This window comes from Candidatus Hydrogenedentota bacterium (assembly GCA_012523015.1).
Lineage (GTDB): Bacteria > Hydrogenedentota > Hydrogenedentia > Hydrogenedentales > CAITNO01 > JAAYBJ01.
Map to the genome: position 1 here is coordinate 1 of JAAYJI010000304.1, position 19,484 is coordinate 19,484.

Genomic DNA, 19,484 nt, shown 5'->3' on the forward strand with positions numbered 1-19,484 from the left:
ACAGTAACCGGCGCAGCCTGCACCGTATCTTTGAGCAGCTTGACGCCGTCTTTACGGTTGAAAAAGAATTGACCCATGAGCACTGGGTAGAAAAGCCCGCTTCACCTCACCAAGACGGCGGCGGCATCTAAAGCCTTTCTTACTTAGGGCGTATAAAAAAAGCCACACCTATGAGGCGCTAAAAGCGGCCTGCACTAGGTGTGGCAGAAGATTGAAGTGTAGGGATTAATTCAGGTCAGGATTATTCTTTTCCCATTGGTCAAATTCGGTCACCTTATGGAAATAGATACCGAAGATATAGCCGATGACGAACATGAGTATATGACCGAGCATTCCTGCATAGTAGCTGTGTATGGGTGAAATGAGTATATCAGGCAGCCAACCCAGTTGCGATAATACCATCCACAACGAAAAGATTAGCGTGAAGGCAATACCGAGCAGGATACTGCGGTCGTCGCCCCTTTTGGTAAAAAAGCCTAGCAAATAAATACCGAGCAAGCCGCCCGCCGTCAAGGCCGTTAAAATAGTGGCACTGTCCTGCAGCGTACTGCTTTGTAGATATTGTAATAGTGCCGCGCCCACCAACATCAAAACGGACATGGCAAAACCGACGCCCTTCGCCAACAGTACATAGTGCCGATCGGTCTTATCGGGGGCGATATGGCGTTTGTAAACGTCTACGAGACTAACGGCAGAGGTGGCGTTAATACTGCCGGATAGACTGGACATGGCCGCCGCAAGTACCGCAGCGATGACCAATCCCGATACACCTGCAGGCAGGTAGTTAATAATGAAGTAGGGCAAGATCTGCTCTGCCTTTGCACCTGCTGCGCCGGTCAGCATGGCGGAGGCTTCCGGGGTGGGCAGTAATTGGAAGAAGACCCAAAGTGTGGTGCCGATAAACATAAATAACGCCCAGGTGGGAACGCTGAACAGACAGCAGACCCAGATGGCGACACGGGCTTGTTTGGCGTCTCGTGCTGATGCATATTTCTGGATAACGTTTTGGTTGCTGCTGTATTCAGCGAGCCAGTTGCCGAGCCCCACAAGCAGAAAGAGGGAGATGGTCTTTTTTGTAAAGTCGGGGCTGAACTGAATGGTTTCAAGAACACCTTCAGCATTGAGATCCATCATGGAAAACTTGCCTGCTTCTGATGCCATAGAAATGACCTGACCCACGCCGCCGGGGATCGCACGCAAGGCAACATACAAGGTGCCCAGCCCGCCGATCCATAATACAACAGACTGAATAAAGTCCGTCCACATTACGGCTTGGATACCTCCCAGTACGGTGTAGAAGGAGGTCACGAGTCCGCCGATTAAAATGCAGTAATATACGTTCAATCCTGTCATTTCGTGGAAAAGTACGGAGACGAGAAAGAGAATCAGGCTGACGCGAATAACTTGCGAAATGATGAAAGCAACAGCGGCATAGAGGCGGGTTTTAGGCCCGAAGCGAACTTCAAGAAATTCATAGGCGGACACGATGCGCGTGCGGCGGAAAAAGGGGAGAAAGAATAAGGCGGCGATAAAAACAGCGATGGGCAACATGACATTGGGGGTCATGCGGTACCACGCCGTCTTAAAGGCGTCTGCCGGGTAGGCCATAAAGGTGACGGATGAGATCGAAGTGGCGAACATAGAAAAACCGATGAGCCAACCGGGAAACGAACGGTCGCCAAGAAAATAACCTTCCGTTGTCTTTCCTTTATGCGCGAAAAGCGGGCCCAGTGCCGCCATGGACGCAAAATATAAAATTAAGATACCATAATCCCACATCGTAAAATTTGACATGTGTTACTCCCACTGTGTCAGGCATTCAAAACCTAAATAAGAACAGTATGCGCATGAATGCCGGTGTTATAAAACAACCGCTTATGCATTACATAAAAAAGGTATACCAAAGGCTTGTTTGAAAACACCAACTGATTCATATGAACCCGGTTCCCAACAAGAACTAAGTGGTGATAATACCCCAGCAACTGATGTATGATCAAACTCAAGGGCAAGATTGGGATTAGGGGATGCTGTTGAACATAAAGAGAGCATCGGCGGAAGCGTTGGGAAAAGGGACGCTTTCATATGCCCCCGGAACAGGTATTTCCCTATATGAATCCCCATAAACAGCACTGTGCCCCTCCCTTATGGCTGCATAGAATAGAGAGAGGGGCACATAAAATATAATTAAACGATGTGGCTACGACGGATAAGGCTTAGCTGTCACATTTGTCGCCGCTGCAACAGCAGGGGCATAGCCCTCCGATACCGGGCTGATCCGGTCCGGCGGCGGCAACGACGAGCATGCCGCCCATGATGGCAATATTTTTCATAAAGTTGATATGCTGCATCATGGCCATATCGGGATTATCTAAGCCCCAAAATTTGTGGAAGATCAAGGTGGTGGGAATCAAAAACAAAAAGAGCGCGAGGGCGCCCCACCGTGCTTTGATGCCAAGGAATACGGACAGGCCGGCGCCCAGTTCCACCGCGATGGCGCCTACCAACATAAGCGGTACCAAAGGCATCCCAACGGATTCCATATGGGCGGCTGTACCGCTAAAATCCATTAACTTACCGTAACCGCTGGTAATGAAAATAAGGCCGAGCAAGACCCGCCCTACGACCAAAAAACTTTTGTTTATACACGAATTATTCATGACTTCCTCCGTTATTGTGTTCGTATGGTTCTTAGGAACGGCTGCCGTATCTTCGGGATAAAACTTCCTGTTTTATCCTATTCTAAGCCGAGAGTCCGGTTCCTCTTGTTGTGAATAAACATTGACAAGGCATTTTTTTATTCCACCATGTTTTTTTGGAATAGAACCATGGCGTCCGTTAGCATACTAGGTACTGAGCTGTATTTACCCCTGGAAAAGGAGTAATTGTTGTGTGTCCATTTTCTAAGGAAGGATAATGCTCCGCAGCTGGTTGACTCTTCGTAAAATCTTGTCATTCACATAAAGGATTTGGGTTCATGGATAAACATGGGATGGATACTGCGGCACCTGCCTTTCCCCTTCATGCCCGCCAATTTATATGTGAGCCGCTGTATGCTAAGGAACCCTCGCAACCGGTTTTTACAGTGCCTCCCGACTTCAATACCACTTTTTTCGGCAAGGGCCATGCAATCCACACGCATCCTCTTCTTCCCGTTATTCATGAAGAGGAGGAAGACTGCGAAGTTGTATTGCTCGGTTATTTTTTAGACCCCTACCATCCTGATGATGATGAGCGGCCACGATTGCGCAGGATTTTGAAAGCGTTGAAAAAAGAGCTGCCGCTGCACCTTCTTCATGATCTTTGCGGCAGATTTGTGCTGTTTATTCGAAGGCCTTCCCAGGCCGTGGTTGTATCGGACGCTTGTGCCTTGCGGCAACTCCATTATCACGCCGACGGATCCGGTCGGACCTGGTGTTTTTCTCAAGCGAATTTGGTCTCGTCCCACCTTGCTCTTGAGGAAGACCCTGAAGCGCAGTACTTTCGACACCATGCTTCCGCCTTGACCGCCGCCTATTGGTGGCCGGGCTCATCCAGTCTCTACCGCGGCGTGCACCGCTTGCTTCCTAATCATTATCTTCAATTAGAGGGCGGCACAGTTCACCGTTTTTGGCCCGACGCCGGACCCATGACTTTGGAATACGATGCTGCGCTGGAGCGTGTTCAGACTTTATTGGAAGGTACTATGGCGGCTGCCCTACGCCGTGCGCCTCTGGCACTGCCGCTGACCGCAGGATTGGATAGCCGATTATTGCTGGCTGCGGCACGTCCTTTCGCTGCGTCTCTGTACGTTTACACCATGGCTTACGCCTCCATGAAAGACGATCATGAAGACCTGCGCGTTGCCCAAGCTCTTGCCGAGGCCGCGGGCGTTGATTGGAAACCCTTAGCCTGTCCTCAAGGGATGGATCCTCATTTTGAAGTGCAATTCTTCCTGCACAGCGTGGACGCCCATCCCGCCTGTGGGGTCCTTGCACAAGCTTTATATGCCCACTTTCCGAAAGATCATTGGTGTGTGAAGGGCAACGTGAGCGAAGTAGGCCGCTGTAAATATTATCTCTTTGGACGTGCCTTACCTGCACGGCGCATCTCCGGCGCCCTCTTCGCAACGCTGCACAACATGGAAGGCAGTGCTTTTGCAGCCGCGCACTTTCAAGAATGGATCGATAGTACCCTGCCCCTCTGTGAGCGGATCGGCATGGTTCCCACTGACCTGTTCCATTGGGAATTGGTGCTCGGATCGTGGCAGGCTTCCAGCCAATTGGAATGGGACATGGCCATGGAAACATTGAGCCCTTATAACAATCGCTTGCTGTTGGAGACACTGCTTGCCGTGCCCGATCGTTATCGACAGGGTCCGGAGTGGCGCTTCCACCGAGACTTGCTGCAGCGTATGTGGCCCGCCTTGTTGTCGCTGCCCTTCAACCCGGATCAAGGACGACCCGAGCAGCGCCTCAAAGGGTCACTCCATGATCTGCTGCGGCTCTTTTCAAGTCATTATCCCGGTTTCTATTATCCGTTAAAGCGGCTGTATCGCTATTTTGTAAAAGCGCCGCGCACCTTCTAAGCATTTTGCTTTTGTGTCAGCAGCCCTTATCCTTCACATCTTTCATGGAGCATTCCCATTGGCGCAAACCGAAGCGCGACAGATAAAGAGGTAAAGTCTGGAAATTCGGATTCAACTCAGGGATAGCGCGGACGAGCGCCCGTTTTTGTTCATTAGCAGGTCCACAGAGAAGCGTTACTGATCCGCCTTCGCCGCCGGCGCCATTTACTTTCCAGCCTATAGCTCCATGCTCACGGGCAAGGGCAATGAGTGCTTCCGCTTCCGCGGATACCAAGGCAGGATGCAAGGCACGCTGCGCATCGGTGTTGGCGATCATCGCTTTACCAAAGCTTTCAAAGTCGCCTTGATAGAGTGCGTCCCGTGCGCTGCGCGCCGCCTGCCGCAAGGGTTCCAGTGCTGATTTGTCTGCATTGTTCTGTTCAAAATTACGGATGACTTTTCCATGCACTTCACTGGAAGCATGAGAGCGGCCGAGAAAAACAAGCACAAGCCGCCGCTCCAGTTCCCACCAGATCGCATTGGACACCCAGATATGGGAAACCGAAGCATGGGGATAGGCGTACATGTCGATATAGCAGATGCCGCCATAGGCAGAGCACAGTTGATCTTGGATACCGCATTGCAGACCGAGCCGTTCAGTCTCCACGCGATGGGCGAGGGCAGCAACTTCATGGGGGGTCAGCCTGCCCGGTGTCAAGAGATCCAGTGCGCCGAGTAAGGCGACGCTAATCGCGGAGGACGTGCCCGTGGAGCATCCCGGCGGTGCGTTAGAAAAGAGATTTACTTCCAAACAGATATCATCGGGAATGTCCATAATATCTAAGCAGGCTTCTAGGAGAGGATGCTTATCGTATTCAATGGGCAGCGGCAGGGCATAGCGTTCCCCAAAATTTTCCGGATGCAAAACGATCTCACGGGATTCGCCTGCACCGCATTTCCGTACGAATATCTGCACTTCCGCATAAGGGTAGACGCCTATATTCAGTACAGCGCCCCGTTCCGCAAACCACGTATCGGTCCATCCGCCTAAGTCGCAGATACGAATGGGGGCAGTAGCGTTAATGATTCTTATCGGTGCATTTGACATGATTAAGCACTCCAGAAGACAGCGCGGTTTATGTGCAAAAAAGCATCAAGTACAAGGGCTTCCCTTGCGCACCGTCGGCATGATTGAAGAAGTAATGGCAATCAATTGACGCGGCGTTACCACAGAGAAGACCAAACATAACATTACAAAGAGGCACGGAGCTAGGAGGCGCCCAACAATACCGAGACTACCATAGTACAGCGGCGCTGCAGATAGCAAAAGGAAAAGCATGGGCTTCACGCAATGCCACAGTTTTACAGGAATGCCGGCACGATGCGTAAAGGCGGCAAGGAGGAAGAAGCCCGCGCCCGAGGCGGCCATGACCGCGGCAGCAGCGCCAACCATGCCAAAATAAGGGATCAGAATTATATCTGCGCCCACAGTAAGCAACATGGTACTCATATTCACGAAGGGAACGGGTACATTGCGGCCCAAAGCGATGAGCATTTTCGCCATCAACCCCGATTGTAAGGCGAGACTCGCAGCAGTCAAGAGCAGTCCGAGGATAGCGGCGTCGGCAAGATAGTCCGCATTGAACAACAACAGTATCAACGGGCGCTGTAGTGCAGTCAAGAGCAGCACAGCGCCATAGCCGAAGAAAGCGGACAGACCTACCGCATGATGGAGGACCCGTGCCGCGCCGGCATGATCGGACACACTGAGTAATTGCGAAATATGGGGCAGATAAGGCACCAATAAAGCGTTCATCACACGGTTCACCAAAACAGGTAACTTCTTCATCATCTCGTAAATGGCTGCGCTGGTAACGCCGGCAAGGGCGGATACGAGCATCGTATCAAAGCGCTGATTAAAAAAGGTCATGAGTTGGTTGAGGTAGAGCGGAAAACTAAAACGTACTTGCTTCAGATAGTCACGCCACCGGACACGAGGCTTGCCATGGACACCCAAGCCCGTCCAAAGCAAGATGAGCGCAATGCCGTAAGACAGTGCCATGACGACGGTGAGCGTTTTTAGCTGACCGCCGCCGCGCCAAATAAAGAGGTATACAAGCACCACTTGTGCGAGTGAAGCAAGGGCAATACCGCCGGCGCGGAAGGCGTAGCGATCAAGACCGGCAAGCATGGCAAGGATCAAATCTCGTAATCCGCCCGCAATAAACAACAGGGGCAGGAAGTGGAGACAACTATGCACGCCCGCCCACGCGCTCGTCTCCGCCTGCGTATCAGGGACAGGGATCACTTGCTGCGCCAAGAGAACCACAGCACCGACGAGGAGCAGCAAAGGGATTTGACCTGCCAAGGCGCTGCCAATAATTTCTTTGCGCCGTGCGGGATTCGCTTCTGCCACGAGTTTGGGCATGGACGAGCTGAGCCCCATTCCCGATGCATAGATGATAAAATCAGAGGTGACGAGGAGCAAAGCGAAGATGCCCACTTGGCTTTGGTCGAGAGCATTCGTAAAGAGCTTGCTGGTTACGAGTAAGGCCGCCATAGAAATGAAGACACTGGCGGCAGATAAGAGCGAACCCTGCACCAGGGTTTTTAATCCTGTCACGGTTCTCTGCGCTTCTTGTCCTTCAATCCTGCTCATTTCTTATTCTTGAGGCTCCGTTTTTTATCAGAAGTGGCGGCTTGTCTTTATTGTAAGAAAGTGCTGTGCTTTGATCCAGCCCGCCAATCATTGCGTTCTGAACTTGCTGAAATCCACAAGACCCAAGTCAACGGTCTTGCCCCAAGCGCCTGCTTCCGATGAATAAAAGGTAAATGCCATGCGGTAGGTAAGGGGATCCGTATGTATAGGGAAACGGATCAAGATATAGCCTGTTTCGGGCCAATTCGTCAGCGAGGGCGTGGGATCGAAACTCCATTGAAAGGCTTGCGGATTATTGTCGGTACCGCTTACCAAGGGTGTACCGTCTCGGGTAGTCGGGATGCCTGCGAGCAGGAGCCGATAATTATTAGACAATCGTTCATGGTTCTCAAAGACGAGAATAAGCATATAGTGATCATCGCTGACGGGATGCATCGCAAATCCGCGGAAGTCAACCTGATCATTGACAGCCGTGCTCTGTCCGGCAGCGTCGATGAGTGCAGTCAACCGTGCGTCAACAGCACTGCACAGCTCCGGCGTCATCTGGGAATAGGCGGCGGAATAACGGAGCCGATAGCTTTCCGCCAGTCCGAGTGCTGTCGCCTCTTGCACCGTCTGCACTTCAGGCAGGGGCGGTGTATTTGTCCGCGCCAGAAGACCAACGAAACGTTCCTCAATCATACCGCTGCGCGGCTCGTGAAAGCGGTCAATCCTTTCGAAGCCCTGATCTTGAAGGCTTTGCATCCACTGCTCTTCCTCTTCTTCCGAGATATCTTCGGTCGTATACGCCACATAATCCACCAAGTCAATAACGGGAAGAATATCTTCGAGCTTTTTGCCCCACCCGTAATGGGTCAACTGCCGATAAGGGATACATTCTTCGGGGATGTCCTTGCGCTGGAAGGGACTGTCAGTCTTAGCCTGTGATGGGAAATGGGCTTCGTCGAAGATCATGCCGCGAATGTTCAAGCGTGCATAGGGCGCTTCCACACCGGAAAAGGGGCGCATCTGTTCTTCTTTCAGCATGGCGAAAAAAAGCCGGTCTTTAAAATTGTCCTGTGTGGGGGCTTCCATACGGCCATAGGAAAAGGAGCCGTGAAGCACGGGCTTGTATAGATACAAACCAAGATCATCGTAGTTACTTTGAAATTCTTGATCCGGGATAATCGGCAATTTGAGTTCCGACCAATCGCCGTAAGCACAAACCGTCAGATTGCCGTATTGGAAGAGAAGCACTGCTAGATAAAGAACCATGGCGGTGCGGCGCAGCCATCTCCAAGGCAGCGTCACAATAGGCAGAGCTGAGCAGAGCGCAAAAACGAAAAGTACCTGCAGCGCATAGCGGGGCGTACCGAAGCGCAGCAGTACGGTAAGAAATACGTAGGTCGACAAGAGCGCAGCAAGCAGTATCCAAGGCACCGGCTGACGGCGAAACCGGCTCAATAGGGGAATCAACACCATGCCTGCGAGGGCGAGAAGGAACATAGGCAAAAAAACGCCATTATTAATGACGAAGACCGGGTAGCGCGCCCACCCTATAACCCGTTGCGGCAAATACCAATCTCTCCCCTTTTCTATCTTCGTTGGTGTAGTTGCCGGCGCGGCACTTTTCGGCGTGTCCACCTTCTCAGTCGCCGCCGCCGAATCAACAGTTGGTTTCTGCGACGATTCCGCGGCAGGCGCTGACGCAGTCATCGCTTCTTTTGTTGCACTTTCTTCTGCCGTCGGTTTTTCTACTGTTGGTACTGGTTTCGTATTCATAAAGGAAATGGCGGAACCCTTCACGCCCTGTTGCGGATTGAACCAATATTGGTAGAATTGACGGCTGTGGGCGAGGTACCACGGACCCGCAAGCATGAGGGTCACCACGACAATCAACAACCCGTGAAGCAGAACGCGGACTTGCGCCTGTCTTCGTGATGCGTTGTCTTTTGAGGATGAGAAGAAAGGTTTCAAGAATCCGGCGCAGAAAATAAGAAAGGCCGGGAAAATATAATAGAGCGGGCTTGTAATCCGTGCGAGCAGTGCCGCAGCGTTGAGTACGCCAAAAAGGAGCGACCAAGGCCGGTTGGAAAAGCCCTCCGACCTGAGCAGTGTATAGAAGACCCACACGATCAGTGCCATGGACAGGTAATCGGTCATGAAAAAACGCGACGCGCTATAGACCATGGGCGTAAAACTAAAGACGGCGGCGCTGAACAACGCATGATAGGGCGCGAGGAAACGGCGGGCGATTAGATAAACACCCACGATGGCGGCAAGAAAAGAAAGGGTGTTGACAAAGGCCATGCGGTCGACGCCATAACCGAGGATATGCGAAAAGAGGGCGCCGAGCACATGCAGCGCTGGCGGGTGGACGGGGTTACCCACTTCTGTCTTAACATGGGCAACAGCCCGAAGCCGCGCGCCGAGTCCACGGGGCCCCTCATGCGGGAAGAGGGCACTGTAATAATCCCGCGCCATAATCATATGAGTTTCTTCATCCGTTTGGATGGCGTGGTTGTCTACATGGAGCCACCAACAATTGGCGAAGAAATGAAAAACGAGCAGCAACAAAAGTAATGCCCGCGTTAGGTTCACAGCATGAAAGAGAGCTTTATTCGACATAAACTATCCAAGAACGGTACCCACGAAAAAGACGCTTTGAAACTTGAAGTATAGCATATCCCATGAGCTGCAAAATGGTTCTTGATCACAGCTGCCGCAGGTATGCGACGCACGCCCTTTCCGGCACAAAAAGGCCGCCGCCTCCATCGGTTAACAGGTTGTGATCCCAATCAGGATATACTAGTTGTTGCCTCTTCCATAGCTGTCATTACTTGGAGTCTTGTTATATCTTATGTTCACGTCTTTACTCATTTTGTTTTCTTCGATACTCCTCCCTGCGCAAACAGTCCTTGTCTCCGGGGAAGATGTCTTCGGTCAGTGCTTGGATACGAATCAAGCCGCATTGGTGACAGCGCCGGCCGCTGAATACGGTCAATTGCCCCTTACCGTGGAATGCCGCGTCCAATTGACCGACGCCAAAGGGTACAATATTCTCGTCGCCCATGAGAGCAAAGCTTCCGCTGCGCACTGGGAATTGTTTACCACTCCCGGCGATGGAAAATTGCACGCCTATACACCCGGCCGCGACCCTGATCATATTCACAGCGACACAGTACTTACCGACGGTAAATGGCACTGGATTGGTTTCGTCTTGGATCGCGACGAAGCCGCGCTCTTTGTCGATGCCGTTGAAGTTGTCCGCATTGCCTCGCATATTCATAAGGAAACGCGCGTCCCCGGTAATTTGGTCATCGGCGGTCTCGTGGAGGGCGGTCTCCACTGCCGAGGCTACATCGATTTGCTCCGTATCTCTTCCGGTGCAACATGGGATCACCCTTTGCCGACAGCGCCCCTGACTGCCAACCCCGCCGTATTAGGCTTATGGAACTTTAATGAGGATGATCCCGCGCGGGACGATTCAGGGCACGACCGTAACGGTGAATTTCGTTTTCGAGAGCCGAAAGAGGATGAAACACCAACCTTGGATATTCCCGGAGGTATGCCCACCGCCTTGCAGCCCTTGCCGGAATCGGAAGATGTCACGCCCTTGCGCGAGATCTTCGCAAAACACGTCCAATCGCTAGACCTGCGTAGCATCGACATCGATACCTTGGAGGATTATGTGCTTCGCCAATGGTCCCATGATTTTCGATGGATCGGCAAAAAAGAATATCCCGAATCACGACCCGGAGGACCTGACCCCGCCACCTTGCGCCGCCAAGTATTCGATGAAAACGCTTTGGTATGGGAATCGGACGACAAAGTCTTGTCCACGGTGTGGCGGCGTGTAGATGCTCTGGTTGCCGCGACGGCGGATGACAACGACACCGAATATCGCGCTTCTCTGCGTCACGATATGGAGCGGCTCCGTAGGGCGTGCAGCAAGGAAAAGCTTGACCCCGATTCGCCGTCATACAAGGCGCTTTATCTTGCGCTCTGTGCATTGCGCCGCCAATGGATGTTGAGCGATCCCGCTCTTGACTTCGACAGTCTCCTATGTGTGGTACGAGGCACCTTCGAAGGCTCGGTGCGCTCCAACCCACAAACCCAAGACGCCCAAGGCGGTCATTTTGTAACCCAGTATTTTGGATTCAATGCGCTGCCCGGCGGCGGACTTTATCGCATAAATAGCTTCAAGACGCGCCCGGAAATTGTGGATATCTTAAAGGACGCCCGAGTTCAAAAGGGCCGCTTGAAAGGACAAATATTGGATTACGGCGCTTTCGCCACACCCGACCTTTCTTACGACGGCAGCAGCATACTCTTTGCTTGGACCGAAAACGAAGATCACCGCTGGATCCATACACAAGAGCGTTGTTTCCATCTGTTTAAAGTGAATACGGACGGTTCCGGATTGATGCAGCTGACCGACGGCGCTTATAATGACTTTGATCCTTGTTGGCTGCCTGACGGCAGGATCGCCTTCGTATCGGAACGGCGCGGCGGTTACATCCGTTGTTTCGACGCCTACCTGAAGGTACCGAGCTTCACCTTGTTTTCCATGGACGAAGACGGCGGCGACATACAGCCCCTCAGTTATTTTGAAACGAGCGAATGGAATCCTTCCGTCAATAATGAAGGACAGCTTGTCTACACGCGATGGGATTATGTGGATCGGGAAAATTGTCTGGGAACACGCTTCTGGATATCTAATCCCGACGGCACCAATCCGCGCGCGCCCCACGGTAATTATCCGCTGCCTTTTCACACCTTCCCTGATCATGTTCCGTGGTCATCGGAACCCGGCCGCGGCAGAGACAGCCGCTTCGGCGCGCCCCTGGTGGAAATGGGTATTCGCGCGGTACCCAACTCGCCGCTCTATATTTTTACTGCCGCCCCGCATCACGGTTCTGTTTACGGTTCCTTGTGCATGCTGGATTTACGGGGTAAGGATGATCATCATATGTCGCAAATTCGGCGCATTACACCGGAAGAGCCCTTTCCCGAAACCGAAATGCCCGGACGACGCCATTACCGTTACGGCACGCCGTGGCCGCTCAATGAGTCCTTGTATCTGTGTAACGAATGGGAAAATATCGTGCTGCTCGATCGCTTCGGCAACAAAGAAATACTCTGCGATCTGCGCGCCATGCCTTGCGCCCACGATGAACGTCTCCGCATCATCAATCCCATTCCCCTCCGCCCCCGAACAACGCCGCCCGCGCTGCCCAAAAATGTGCGCTCCCGTGAAAAGCCTGACGCGCCGCCCGCGACCATCGCCGTCATGGACGTATACAACAGCGACCTCCCCTTCCCGGAAGGAACGCGGATCAAGTGGCTGCGCATCGTGCAAAATATACCCAAGTCAAACCATGCCATGGGAGAACCTATGATCGGTTATGAGCGTGAAAATACGCCGCGCATCCCCTTGGGCATCGTTCCCGTGGAAGAGGACGGCAGCGCCTATTTCGAAGCACCCGTCGCCAAACAGTTGATCTTTCAAGCCCTCGATGAAAACTTCATGGCGGTCCAATCCATGCGCTCCAGCGCTTTCGTACATCCCGGTGAACAAATGACCTGCATGGGCTGCCATGAAGACCCTTACGATGCGCCGCAACGAATCGGACATCCCCTCGCCTTGCAGCGTCCGCCTTCCCCATTACAGCCGGAATGCGGACCTCTCGAACCCATCAGTTATTATCGTCAAATAAAACCCATTTTCGAAGAAAGTTGCCTGCCCTGCCATCGTGAACAACAAGCGGGGCTCCAAGATATGTCCTACGAAAATCTCAAGGAAGAGTACAGCTTTTGGTTTGCCGGCGCTATGTTTGGCGATATGACTACCGACTACAGCGGCGTCCACGGCGGATCACGGACCATTCCCGGCCGCTTCGGCGCCCGTGCGTCGAAAATCGGGAAAGCCCTATTCGATGAACATCATAAAGACAGCGTTTCTGACAAGGACCGCCGCCAAATTATCCAGTGGCTGGATTGTAATTCTCTGCGCCTTGGCGCCTATGTACAGGAAGAAGAGCAACTGAAGGGTGAACTGGTTTGGCCGGTTCTAGACGTAGATCCTGAAAACGTGTCCGGCGTCGAGACTGCAACACCGGGACTGAGCGGTAATTTTTGGCACGACCATAAAGACCTGCCCTTGGTGTCTTTGACCGCTGCGAAGGAATAGTGCTCTCATGCGCCCTTAGAAGATGGAAGCGGTGCCTGTTACCAAAAGGGAATTCTATGAGTCATAGGGTATATGGCATAGTAGGATTTCGCTAAAAAGGAGTAGGAACCTATGATGATGCTACGCAGCGTTGCTATCGCTTCCCTTACACTGTTGATCATGACGGGCGCTGTGACGGTTGCCCAAGAAAAGCCGGTCATGAACGAAAGACAAGATCATGAAGATCACTTTACCAACGCGCCTTTGCTCTTAGGCGCCCATCGCTGCGGCCGCAGTGAATGGCCGGAAAATACGCTCGTTGCTGTCCGCGAAGCCTCCGGCCGCTGGCAGCATGTACTGCTGGAAATTGACGTGCAGCTTAGCCGTGACGGACATGTGGTTTTGATGCATGATTTCGCTGTGGATCGCACCACCGACGGCACCGGCTATGTGGGCGCCATGACGCTGGAAGAAATCCGTGCCTTGGACGGCGCCTATCATTTCTCCACAGACGGCGGAGAACACTTCCCCTATCGGGGGAAGGGCGTTACTGTGCCGACCTTGGAAGAGGCTTTCGCAGCGGCGCCCAACCACCGTTTTTTTATTGAGTTGAAAGACGGTGTAACCATCGGAAAAGAAACGGCAGCGGTCATCCAAAAGGCAGGCATGAGCAAGCAATGTCTTGTTGCCTCAGTGAGTCCGGAGTTCCTCATCCAATTTCGGAGTTATGCGCCGGAGGTGGCGACCACCTATGATTTCCTGACCGCGGCAAATATGCTGAGTGCCCTGCGCACGGGCGGATGGGACGCCTACACCCCCGAACATCGCGCCTTTGCCCTCTCGCCGGCGCTGATGGAACGTTTTGATATTACAGCCAAAGAAGTGGCAGCCATCCGAAAAAAAGGGATATTGATTTCACTGTTCACGTTGAACACAGAGGCAGCAATCCGAGATGCGCTGGATTTGGGCGTCGACAATATTCTCACCGATAAACCAAGCCTCCTCGCCGACATACTCGCTCAATCAGAAAAAGAGGCGAAATCAACAGCACCCAAGAACGAATAACCGCGTGATATTTCCCCCTTATCCTTGCCGCGGATCATTCATCACGTGTTTCATCATCATCCTCCCTTTCCCGAACAGGCGGCATATGCTTTAGATAAGGATAGCCACCGTTGACAGACCTCTCTGTATCGTGAGCCCAGATACTTGTAAAGTCCCAATCCACATAGGTGTTATCGTTATAGGGATAGGCCATCCGCGCTGTTGTGCGCCCTTCCCCCTCTGCGCTGGATGTCTGCCCGGAACGCTCCACATCCCAATAACACTTCGTTGTCGTTCCTTCAGCCTTATTTCCCACGAGTCCGCCCACGTCTCTGTTTCCCGTAACAGTCCCTGTCGCGTGGCAGTTGGTAATCGTGTCGTGACGGTTTTCTCCCACGAGTCCCCCCACTTTTTCATTACCTGTGACATTTCCCTTTGCATAGCAATTGGTGATTGTGAAGCAGACACTGTGTCCCACGAATCCACCCACAAACTCGTTTCCCCTGACATTTCCCGTCGCGTAACAGCTGCTGATCTTAGATCTTTTAAACCCTATGAATCCGCCTACAGAATTGATGCCCGTAACATTTCCCGTCGCATGACATTCAGTAATCGTACCGTCGGCACAGATTCCTATGAGCCCGCCCACGTGATTATTCCCCTTGACATCTCCGGCTGCATAGCAATCGGTGATCAAGTCTTGGCAAGTTCCTATGAGTCCCCCCACACCATTGTTCCCCGCCACCGTGGCCTTTGCAAAGCAGTTGGTGACCGTAGCTTTGCTATTGTTGACTCCGATGAGTCCTCCAGCAGACTCATCTCCTGTAACATTTCCAGTCCCATTGCAGCCGATGATCGTGTCATCGTTCCAGCCAACAAGTCCGCCCGCATACATATAGCCGTTGACCGCGCCCGTTGCGTAGCTGTTTTTAATTGCACCCAAGTTCCATCCTACGAGTCCACCTCCGGAACCGGCGCCCGTAACGCTGCCTGTCCCATAGCATTGCGTGATGCTGCCACGGTTCGTTCCCATAAATCCGCCTATGTAATTGCTTCCCAAGACCTCTGCCACCGCGTAGCAGTTGGTGATTGTGCCGCTGCTTTCCCCTATAACTCCTCCCACGTTTTGATCCCCCATGATCTTTCCTGTCGCAAAACAGTGATCGATTGTGCCGTGGCTCCATCCTACGAGCCCTCCCACGCCGGAGGAACCTACGTTGAAGCAGGCTTCCATCCCTATATTTCTTATGGAAGCTCCAGATTCTATTTTACCAAAAAGCCCCACACAATTTTGTTCCGGTCGATTAATTACTAATCCTTTAATAACATACTGTTGACCATCAAAGGAACCGAGGAAAGGATGATTTGAGTTACCAATGGGTGTGAAACCTTTCCCCTCGTTCCAATAGGATGTAACTTCAGCATCTATATCTTGCGTCAGTGCATAACGGCCATCCAGAGGTTTTGCAGCATCGCTGCCAATGCTCTGTAATTCCTCAATAGATGAAATTAATATCACAGATTTTCTCATGTCCCGATCCTCCCATTCATGGAATCATCGTAGCGTAGAAATACCCTTGATTTAAAGGAAAGCGTATTCAAACTAAAATGTGATAACCAGACATTTTTAGAAAATTCTTCTACGCATGCCTAGCTGTTTTTGATTTTTTAAGGACGGCTCTTAGCTTGAGTGTCCCGAGTAAGCGGAATAGTCTGTAGATAGGGATAACCACCGTTGACAGAAGCCTCCGTATCGTGAGCCCAGATAGTTGAAAAGTTCCAGTCCAAATACGTGTCTTCGTCATGAGGATCGGTCATCTGGGCTTTTGTGCGCCCCCCCTCCGCGGTTTCGAATATTTGTCTCGAATGATCTACATGCCAATAGCACCTTGCGACCGAGCCGTGGGTGTGCCATCCGATCAATCCGCCCACGCCTCTTTTTTTCTTGACCGTTCCCGTCACATAGCAGTTCGCGATCGTACTGCCGAAGTTCCATCCGACGAGTCCGCCTACGTTTTCGACTCCTGTGACGTTTCCCATTGCATAGCAATTCGCGACCGTGCCGGAGCAGTTCTCTCCGACGAGTCCACCGGCCTTTTCGTTTTCCGTGTTATTGCTCGATTTATGCCGGTCACCACCCGTCTTGCCCTCACCCTTTTGAAGATCGTCATCACCCTTTATTCCTATGACCTCACCTGTCGCATAGCTGTTGGTGATGACGCCATGGTTGCTTCCGGCAAGTCCGCCGACAGAAACAGCTCCCATGACCTTACCTGTCGCATAACCGTTGGTGATTACGCCGGTGCTTCCGCCCACGAGTCCGCCGGTTAAGATATCTCCTGTGACCTTGCCTGTTGCATAACAGTTGGTGATTACGCCGGTGCTCCCGCCCACGAGTCCTCCAACGAAAAGCTTCCCCTTGACATCGCCTGTTGCATAGCAGTCGGTAAGTGTGCTTTCAAGGCTATTTCCCACGAGTCCACCACTCCAAGCGGAGCCGGAAATATCTACTATTGTGTAGCAATTGGTGGTTATGCCTTCTTTGTTCTCTCCCACCAGTCCTCCTGTGGTAATGTTTCCCTTGACCGCACCTGTCACGTGGCAATCTCTGATCGTGCCGCGAAGATTCTTTCCAACGAATCCGCCCACGAAATTCTCTCCCGTGATCTTTCCTGTCACATGGCAGTTGATGATCGTACCTCCAGTATTTACGCCAACGAGTCCGCCCACGTCTTCGGAACCCGAGATGATACAGTCTTTCAACCCTACGTTTTTTATGGAGGCAGTAGATTCAATTTTACCAAAAAGCCCTACGTCTTCCTGCTCCGGTAGGTTAATTACTAATCCTTTAATGACATGCTGTTCACCGTCAAAGGAGCCGAGAAAAGGATGTTCGGAGTTGCCAATGGGTGTGAAGCCTTCCCCGTCGTTCCAACGGGAGGTAACTTCAGCATCTATGTCATCTGCCAGCCTATAATTACCATCCAAAGGCTTTGTGGCATCGCTGCCAATACACTGTAATTCCTCAATAGATGAAATCAATATCACAGATTTTCGCATATCCCGATTCTCCCGCTAATGAAATGTTTATAGCGTGGCAACATCCTTGATTTAAATATAAAACATTTCAGCTCGAAATTCAACAAAAAAGGTGGCGGATTCAAGGTTGAAATACACCTGGTGTGCCCCGCGTAAACGGATCCCTATATACGGAGAGTTTCCCGGCGATCCCGGGGCAACGCGACTTGACTAGGTCGAAAAGACAATGTTACGATCCGGAATAGATCGTGTGTGACCTTTAGGATAAACATATGGAAACATATGCGAATTGAGGAAGGCTGTATGGAAAAAGGAGAGGCGGAATTTTACTTTCATGAAGCAGATCGCTTATTTAAAGAAGAACATTTCTTGGAAGCGCTGCAGTACTTGGCTGCTCTCGACAATGAGTTTCCCGGGAACTTTAATATCCTTTTCCCCATAGTTCTATGTTGTGAACGACTGGGACGTATAGACGAGGCATATGAGCACTGCTCCCGTTTGTTCGAGCAATTTCCCTCAGAAAATCACCAAGAGAAATTACAGAATTTATATGGGCGTATCTGCCGTCAACAACAAGCACGCATGAGATCCAACGAAGCAATAACCACCGCCACTCCCGCTCATGAATTTGTCAAAGATACACCGAAACATGTTGAACTGAAACGGACCGGGGCGATTTCACTGGGTAACTGGGATCTGCCTTTGGCAAACGTTATTATCGGACTATCCATTTTCGCTGTGTTTTTTGTATTGCTCAGCTTGCTGATCCCAATGGTTCATAACGAAATTTCGGAAGATCAGCCGCATATTCAATATTCGGGTTTTGCGTTGATGCTGTTAATCCAATTCATGTTGGCCTGCATTATCGCCTATGCCGCCCTGTGGGTAATGAATAAGCGTATTCATGAAGAATTAATCTATGACGTGATTGATGTCTGCATCGCGATAATTATCTTCATGCTGATCAGCGCTTTTGTACCACTAATCGGTTTCTTCGTCGGCATCTATTTTCTTGCCCGACACTATGAAATGGGCTTCTGGGAGGCAATAATCTTCCTGTTCCTCCAAGTTATTTTCCACATGCTCTTCCTGTATGTGATGCTTCCCCTAGTCTTCGGAGAAGGGGCGTTGAATTTAATAGAACTGCTGTAGATCTCAATAGATTTCTCCGGTAAAGCAGTAGTTTTAAGCAATCGCGCCATGCCGGACGCTATAACGCTTGCTACGCGTGCCATGAGATGAGTATTGTAAGTTACTGTGCCGTCGTGCAATAATTATATAGGATGTCCCCGGACTTTTCCGGCTGTTCTTACATCAACTTTTTAAAAAGAGGGCGGATTCAAGGTTGAACCTACGCAAGGAAATATTGCCTTTGCTGTGACCTGAGGGGTAAGTTACACCGGATCGCTCACCCCTGCAGTAGAGACCCTTCGGCTGTCCAATCGTATTTGCTGTGTCCGGTACTGCACCGATGCATGACGTCGCATCCTGCCATGTTGCGCACAACGACACAAAATCACCTTTTAATTCCTTTCTGGTTGAGACGTAAAACAACTTATTTCCCTGCTTTTACAGGCTTGTCCGCGATCCTCAAAAATAAGATTTGACTTTTGATCTCTGATTGTCTATTGCAGTTTTATAAAGATGAATCTTACCATGCGTGATTGATAATACTTTGGAGGCCTACTCAACCACAAAATAGGAGGATTTATTCTGTGTTAACAGTATTTGGTAATCGTGCAGGGGGCAGGAGAGTAACTACCTTAGGGACTCTCATTAATGCGGTGATTATCTCCACCTTCCTTCATTTTTCTATCCCCGGGTGGGGATCCTTTCAACTTGCTTATGCGGAACAATTGACAATCACAAGCCAAACTTCCGTAATAAGCTCACCTTGTCAAGCCCCCGCTTTTTGGTCCGGTTGTTATGAGAGTTTCTGTGTTTCATGAGCGCGCCTCCTTCGGCGAATTCTTTTGGGGTCCGATTACCCAGAGAAAAATGGGGACGTGCCTCGTTATAATGTACCTTCCAGATCATAGTCAATTGCT

12 protein-coding genes are annotated in these 19,484 nt (G+C 51.3%); 4 read left to right on the forward strand and 8 right to left on the reverse strand.

What is annotated here, in order from left to right; all coding sequences use genetic code 11:
* Window positions 1–225: 225 nt before the first annotated feature.
* Together GX117_13280 and GX117_13285 are read right to left on the reverse strand one after the other, a co-directional pair.
* Window positions 226–1,794, reverse strand: coding sequence for a sodium/solute symporter (locus GX117_13280; GenBank protein NLO34301.1), 1,569 nt, complete (start codon window positions 1,792–1,794; stop codon window positions 226–228).
* 419 nt (window positions 1,795–2,213) lie between these two features.
* A complete protein-coding gene (locus tag GX117_13285) occupies window positions 2,214–2,657 on the reverse strand; it encodes a DoxX family protein (protein ID NLO34302.1) in 444 nt (147 codons plus the stop codon).
* Window positions 2,658–2,974: 317 nt separating this feature from the next.
* Here GX117_13285 and GX117_13290 point away from each other — a divergent pair, with 317 nt between their 5' ends.
* A complete protein-coding gene (locus tag GX117_13290; GenBank protein ID NLO34303.1) occupies window positions 2,975–4,564 on the forward strand; it encodes a hypothetical protein in 1,590 nt (529 codons plus the stop codon).
* 16 nt (window positions 4,565–4,580) lie between these two features.
* Here GX117_13290 and GX117_13295 read toward each other — a convergent pair whose 3' ends face one another.
* From GX117_13295 to GX117_13305, 3 genes are all read right to left on the reverse strand, one after another.
* Entirely contained in the window at window positions 4,581–5,651 is a 1,071-nt protein-coding gene (locus tag GX117_13295) for a GHMP kinase (GenBank protein ID NLO34304.1), read from the reverse strand.
* Window positions 5,652–5,696: 45 nt separating this feature from the next.
* Window positions 5,697–7,202, reverse strand: coding sequence for an oligosaccharide flippase family protein (locus GX117_13300; protein NLO34305.1), 1,506 nt, complete (start codon window positions 7,200–7,202; stop codon window positions 5,697–5,699).
* A gap of 87 nt (window positions 7,203–7,289) precedes the next feature.
* Window positions 7,290–9,809: a hypothetical protein gene (locus tag GX117_13305; GenBank protein NLO34306.1), complete on the reverse strand. Its 2,520-nt coding sequence runs from the start codon at window positions 9,807–9,809 to the stop codon at window positions 7,290–7,292.
* Between the two features lie 232 nt (window positions 9,810–10,041).
* Between GX117_13305 and GX117_13310 the strand changes: the two genes are divergently transcribed.
* Together GX117_13310 and GX117_13315 are read left to right on the forward strand one after the other, a co-directional pair.
* The gene (locus GX117_13310) at window positions 10,042–13,374 is read left to right on the forward strand and encodes a hypothetical protein (GenBank protein NLO34307.1); all 3,333 of its coding nucleotides are present in this window, start codon (window positions 10,042–10,044) and stop codon (window positions 13,372–13,374) included.
* A gap of 111 nt (window positions 13,375–13,485) precedes the next feature.
* On the forward strand, window positions 13,486–14,418 hold the full coding sequence (locus GX117_13315) for a hypothetical protein (protein NLO34308.1): 933 nt from the start codon (window positions 13,486–13,488) through the stop codon (window positions 14,416–14,418).
* Between the two features lie 34 nt (window positions 14,419–14,452).
* Here the strand turns inward: GX117_13315 and GX117_13320 are convergent, their stop codons facing one another.
* Entirely contained in the window at window positions 14,453–15,928 is a 1,476-nt protein-coding gene (locus GX117_13320; GenBank protein ID NLO34309.1) for a hypothetical protein, read from the reverse strand.
* A gap of 137 nt (window positions 15,929–16,065) precedes the next feature.
* Window positions 16,066–17,457, reverse strand: coding sequence for a hypothetical protein (locus GX117_13325; GenBank protein ID NLO34310.1), 1,392 nt, complete (start codon window positions 17,455–17,457; stop codon window positions 16,066–16,068).
* Between the two features lie 282 nt (window positions 17,458–17,739).
* Between GX117_13325 and GX117_13330 the strand changes: the two genes are divergently transcribed.
* Window positions 17,740–18,588: a tetratricopeptide repeat protein gene (locus GX117_13330; GenBank protein ID NLO34311.1), complete on the forward strand. Its 849-nt coding sequence runs from the start codon at window positions 17,740–17,742 to the stop codon at window positions 18,586–18,588.
* A 711-nt stretch (window positions 18,589–19,299) separates the two neighbouring features.
* Here the strand turns inward: GX117_13330 and GX117_13335 are convergent.
* Window positions 19,300–19,484 (reverse strand): transposase (locus GX117_13335; GenBank protein ID NLO34312.1); only part of this gene is annotated, 185 nt, incomplete at its 5' end.

Bases quoted from the DNA above. Each gene is read 5' to 3' on its own strand.
- GX117_13280 (NLO34301.1), bottom strand. From the start codon at position 1,794: ATGTCAAATTTTACGATGTGGGATTATGGTATCTTAATTTTATATTTT.
- GX117_13285 (NLO34302.1), bottom strand. From the start codon at position 2,657: ATGAATAATTCGTGTATAAACAAAAGTTTTTTGGTCGTAGGGCGGGTC.
- GX117_13290 (NLO34303.1), top strand. From the start codon at position 2,975: ATGGATAAACATGGGATGGATACTGCGGCACCTGCCTTTCCCCTTCAT.
- GX117_13295 (NLO34304.1), bottom strand. From the start codon at position 5,651: ATGTCAAATGCACCGATAAGAATCATTAACGCTACTGCCCCCATTCGT.
- GX117_13300 (NLO34305.1), bottom strand. From the start codon at position 7,202: ATGAGCAGGATTGAAGGACAAGAAGCGCAGAGAACCGTGACAGGATTA.
- GX117_13305 (NLO34306.1), bottom strand. From the start codon at position 9,809: ATGTCGAATAAAGCTCTCTTTCATGCTGTGAACCTAACGCGGGCATTA.
- GX117_13310 (NLO34307.1), top strand. From the start codon at position 10,042: ATGTTCACGTCTTTACTCATTTTGTTTTCTTCGATACTCCTCCCTGCG.
- GX117_13315 (NLO34308.1), top strand. From the start codon at position 13,486: ATGATGATGCTACGCAGCGTTGCTATCGCTTCCCTTACACTGTTGATC.
- GX117_13320 (NLO34309.1), bottom strand. From the start codon at position 15,928: ATGAGAAAATCTGTGATATTAATTTCATCTATTGAGGAATTACAGAGC.
- GX117_13325 (NLO34310.1), bottom strand. From the start codon at position 17,457: ATGCGAAAATCTGTGATATTGATTTCATCTATTGAGGAATTACAGTGT.
- GX117_13330 (NLO34311.1), top strand. From the start codon at position 17,740: ATGGAAAAAGGAGAGGCGGAATTTTACTTTCATGAAGCAGATCGCTTA.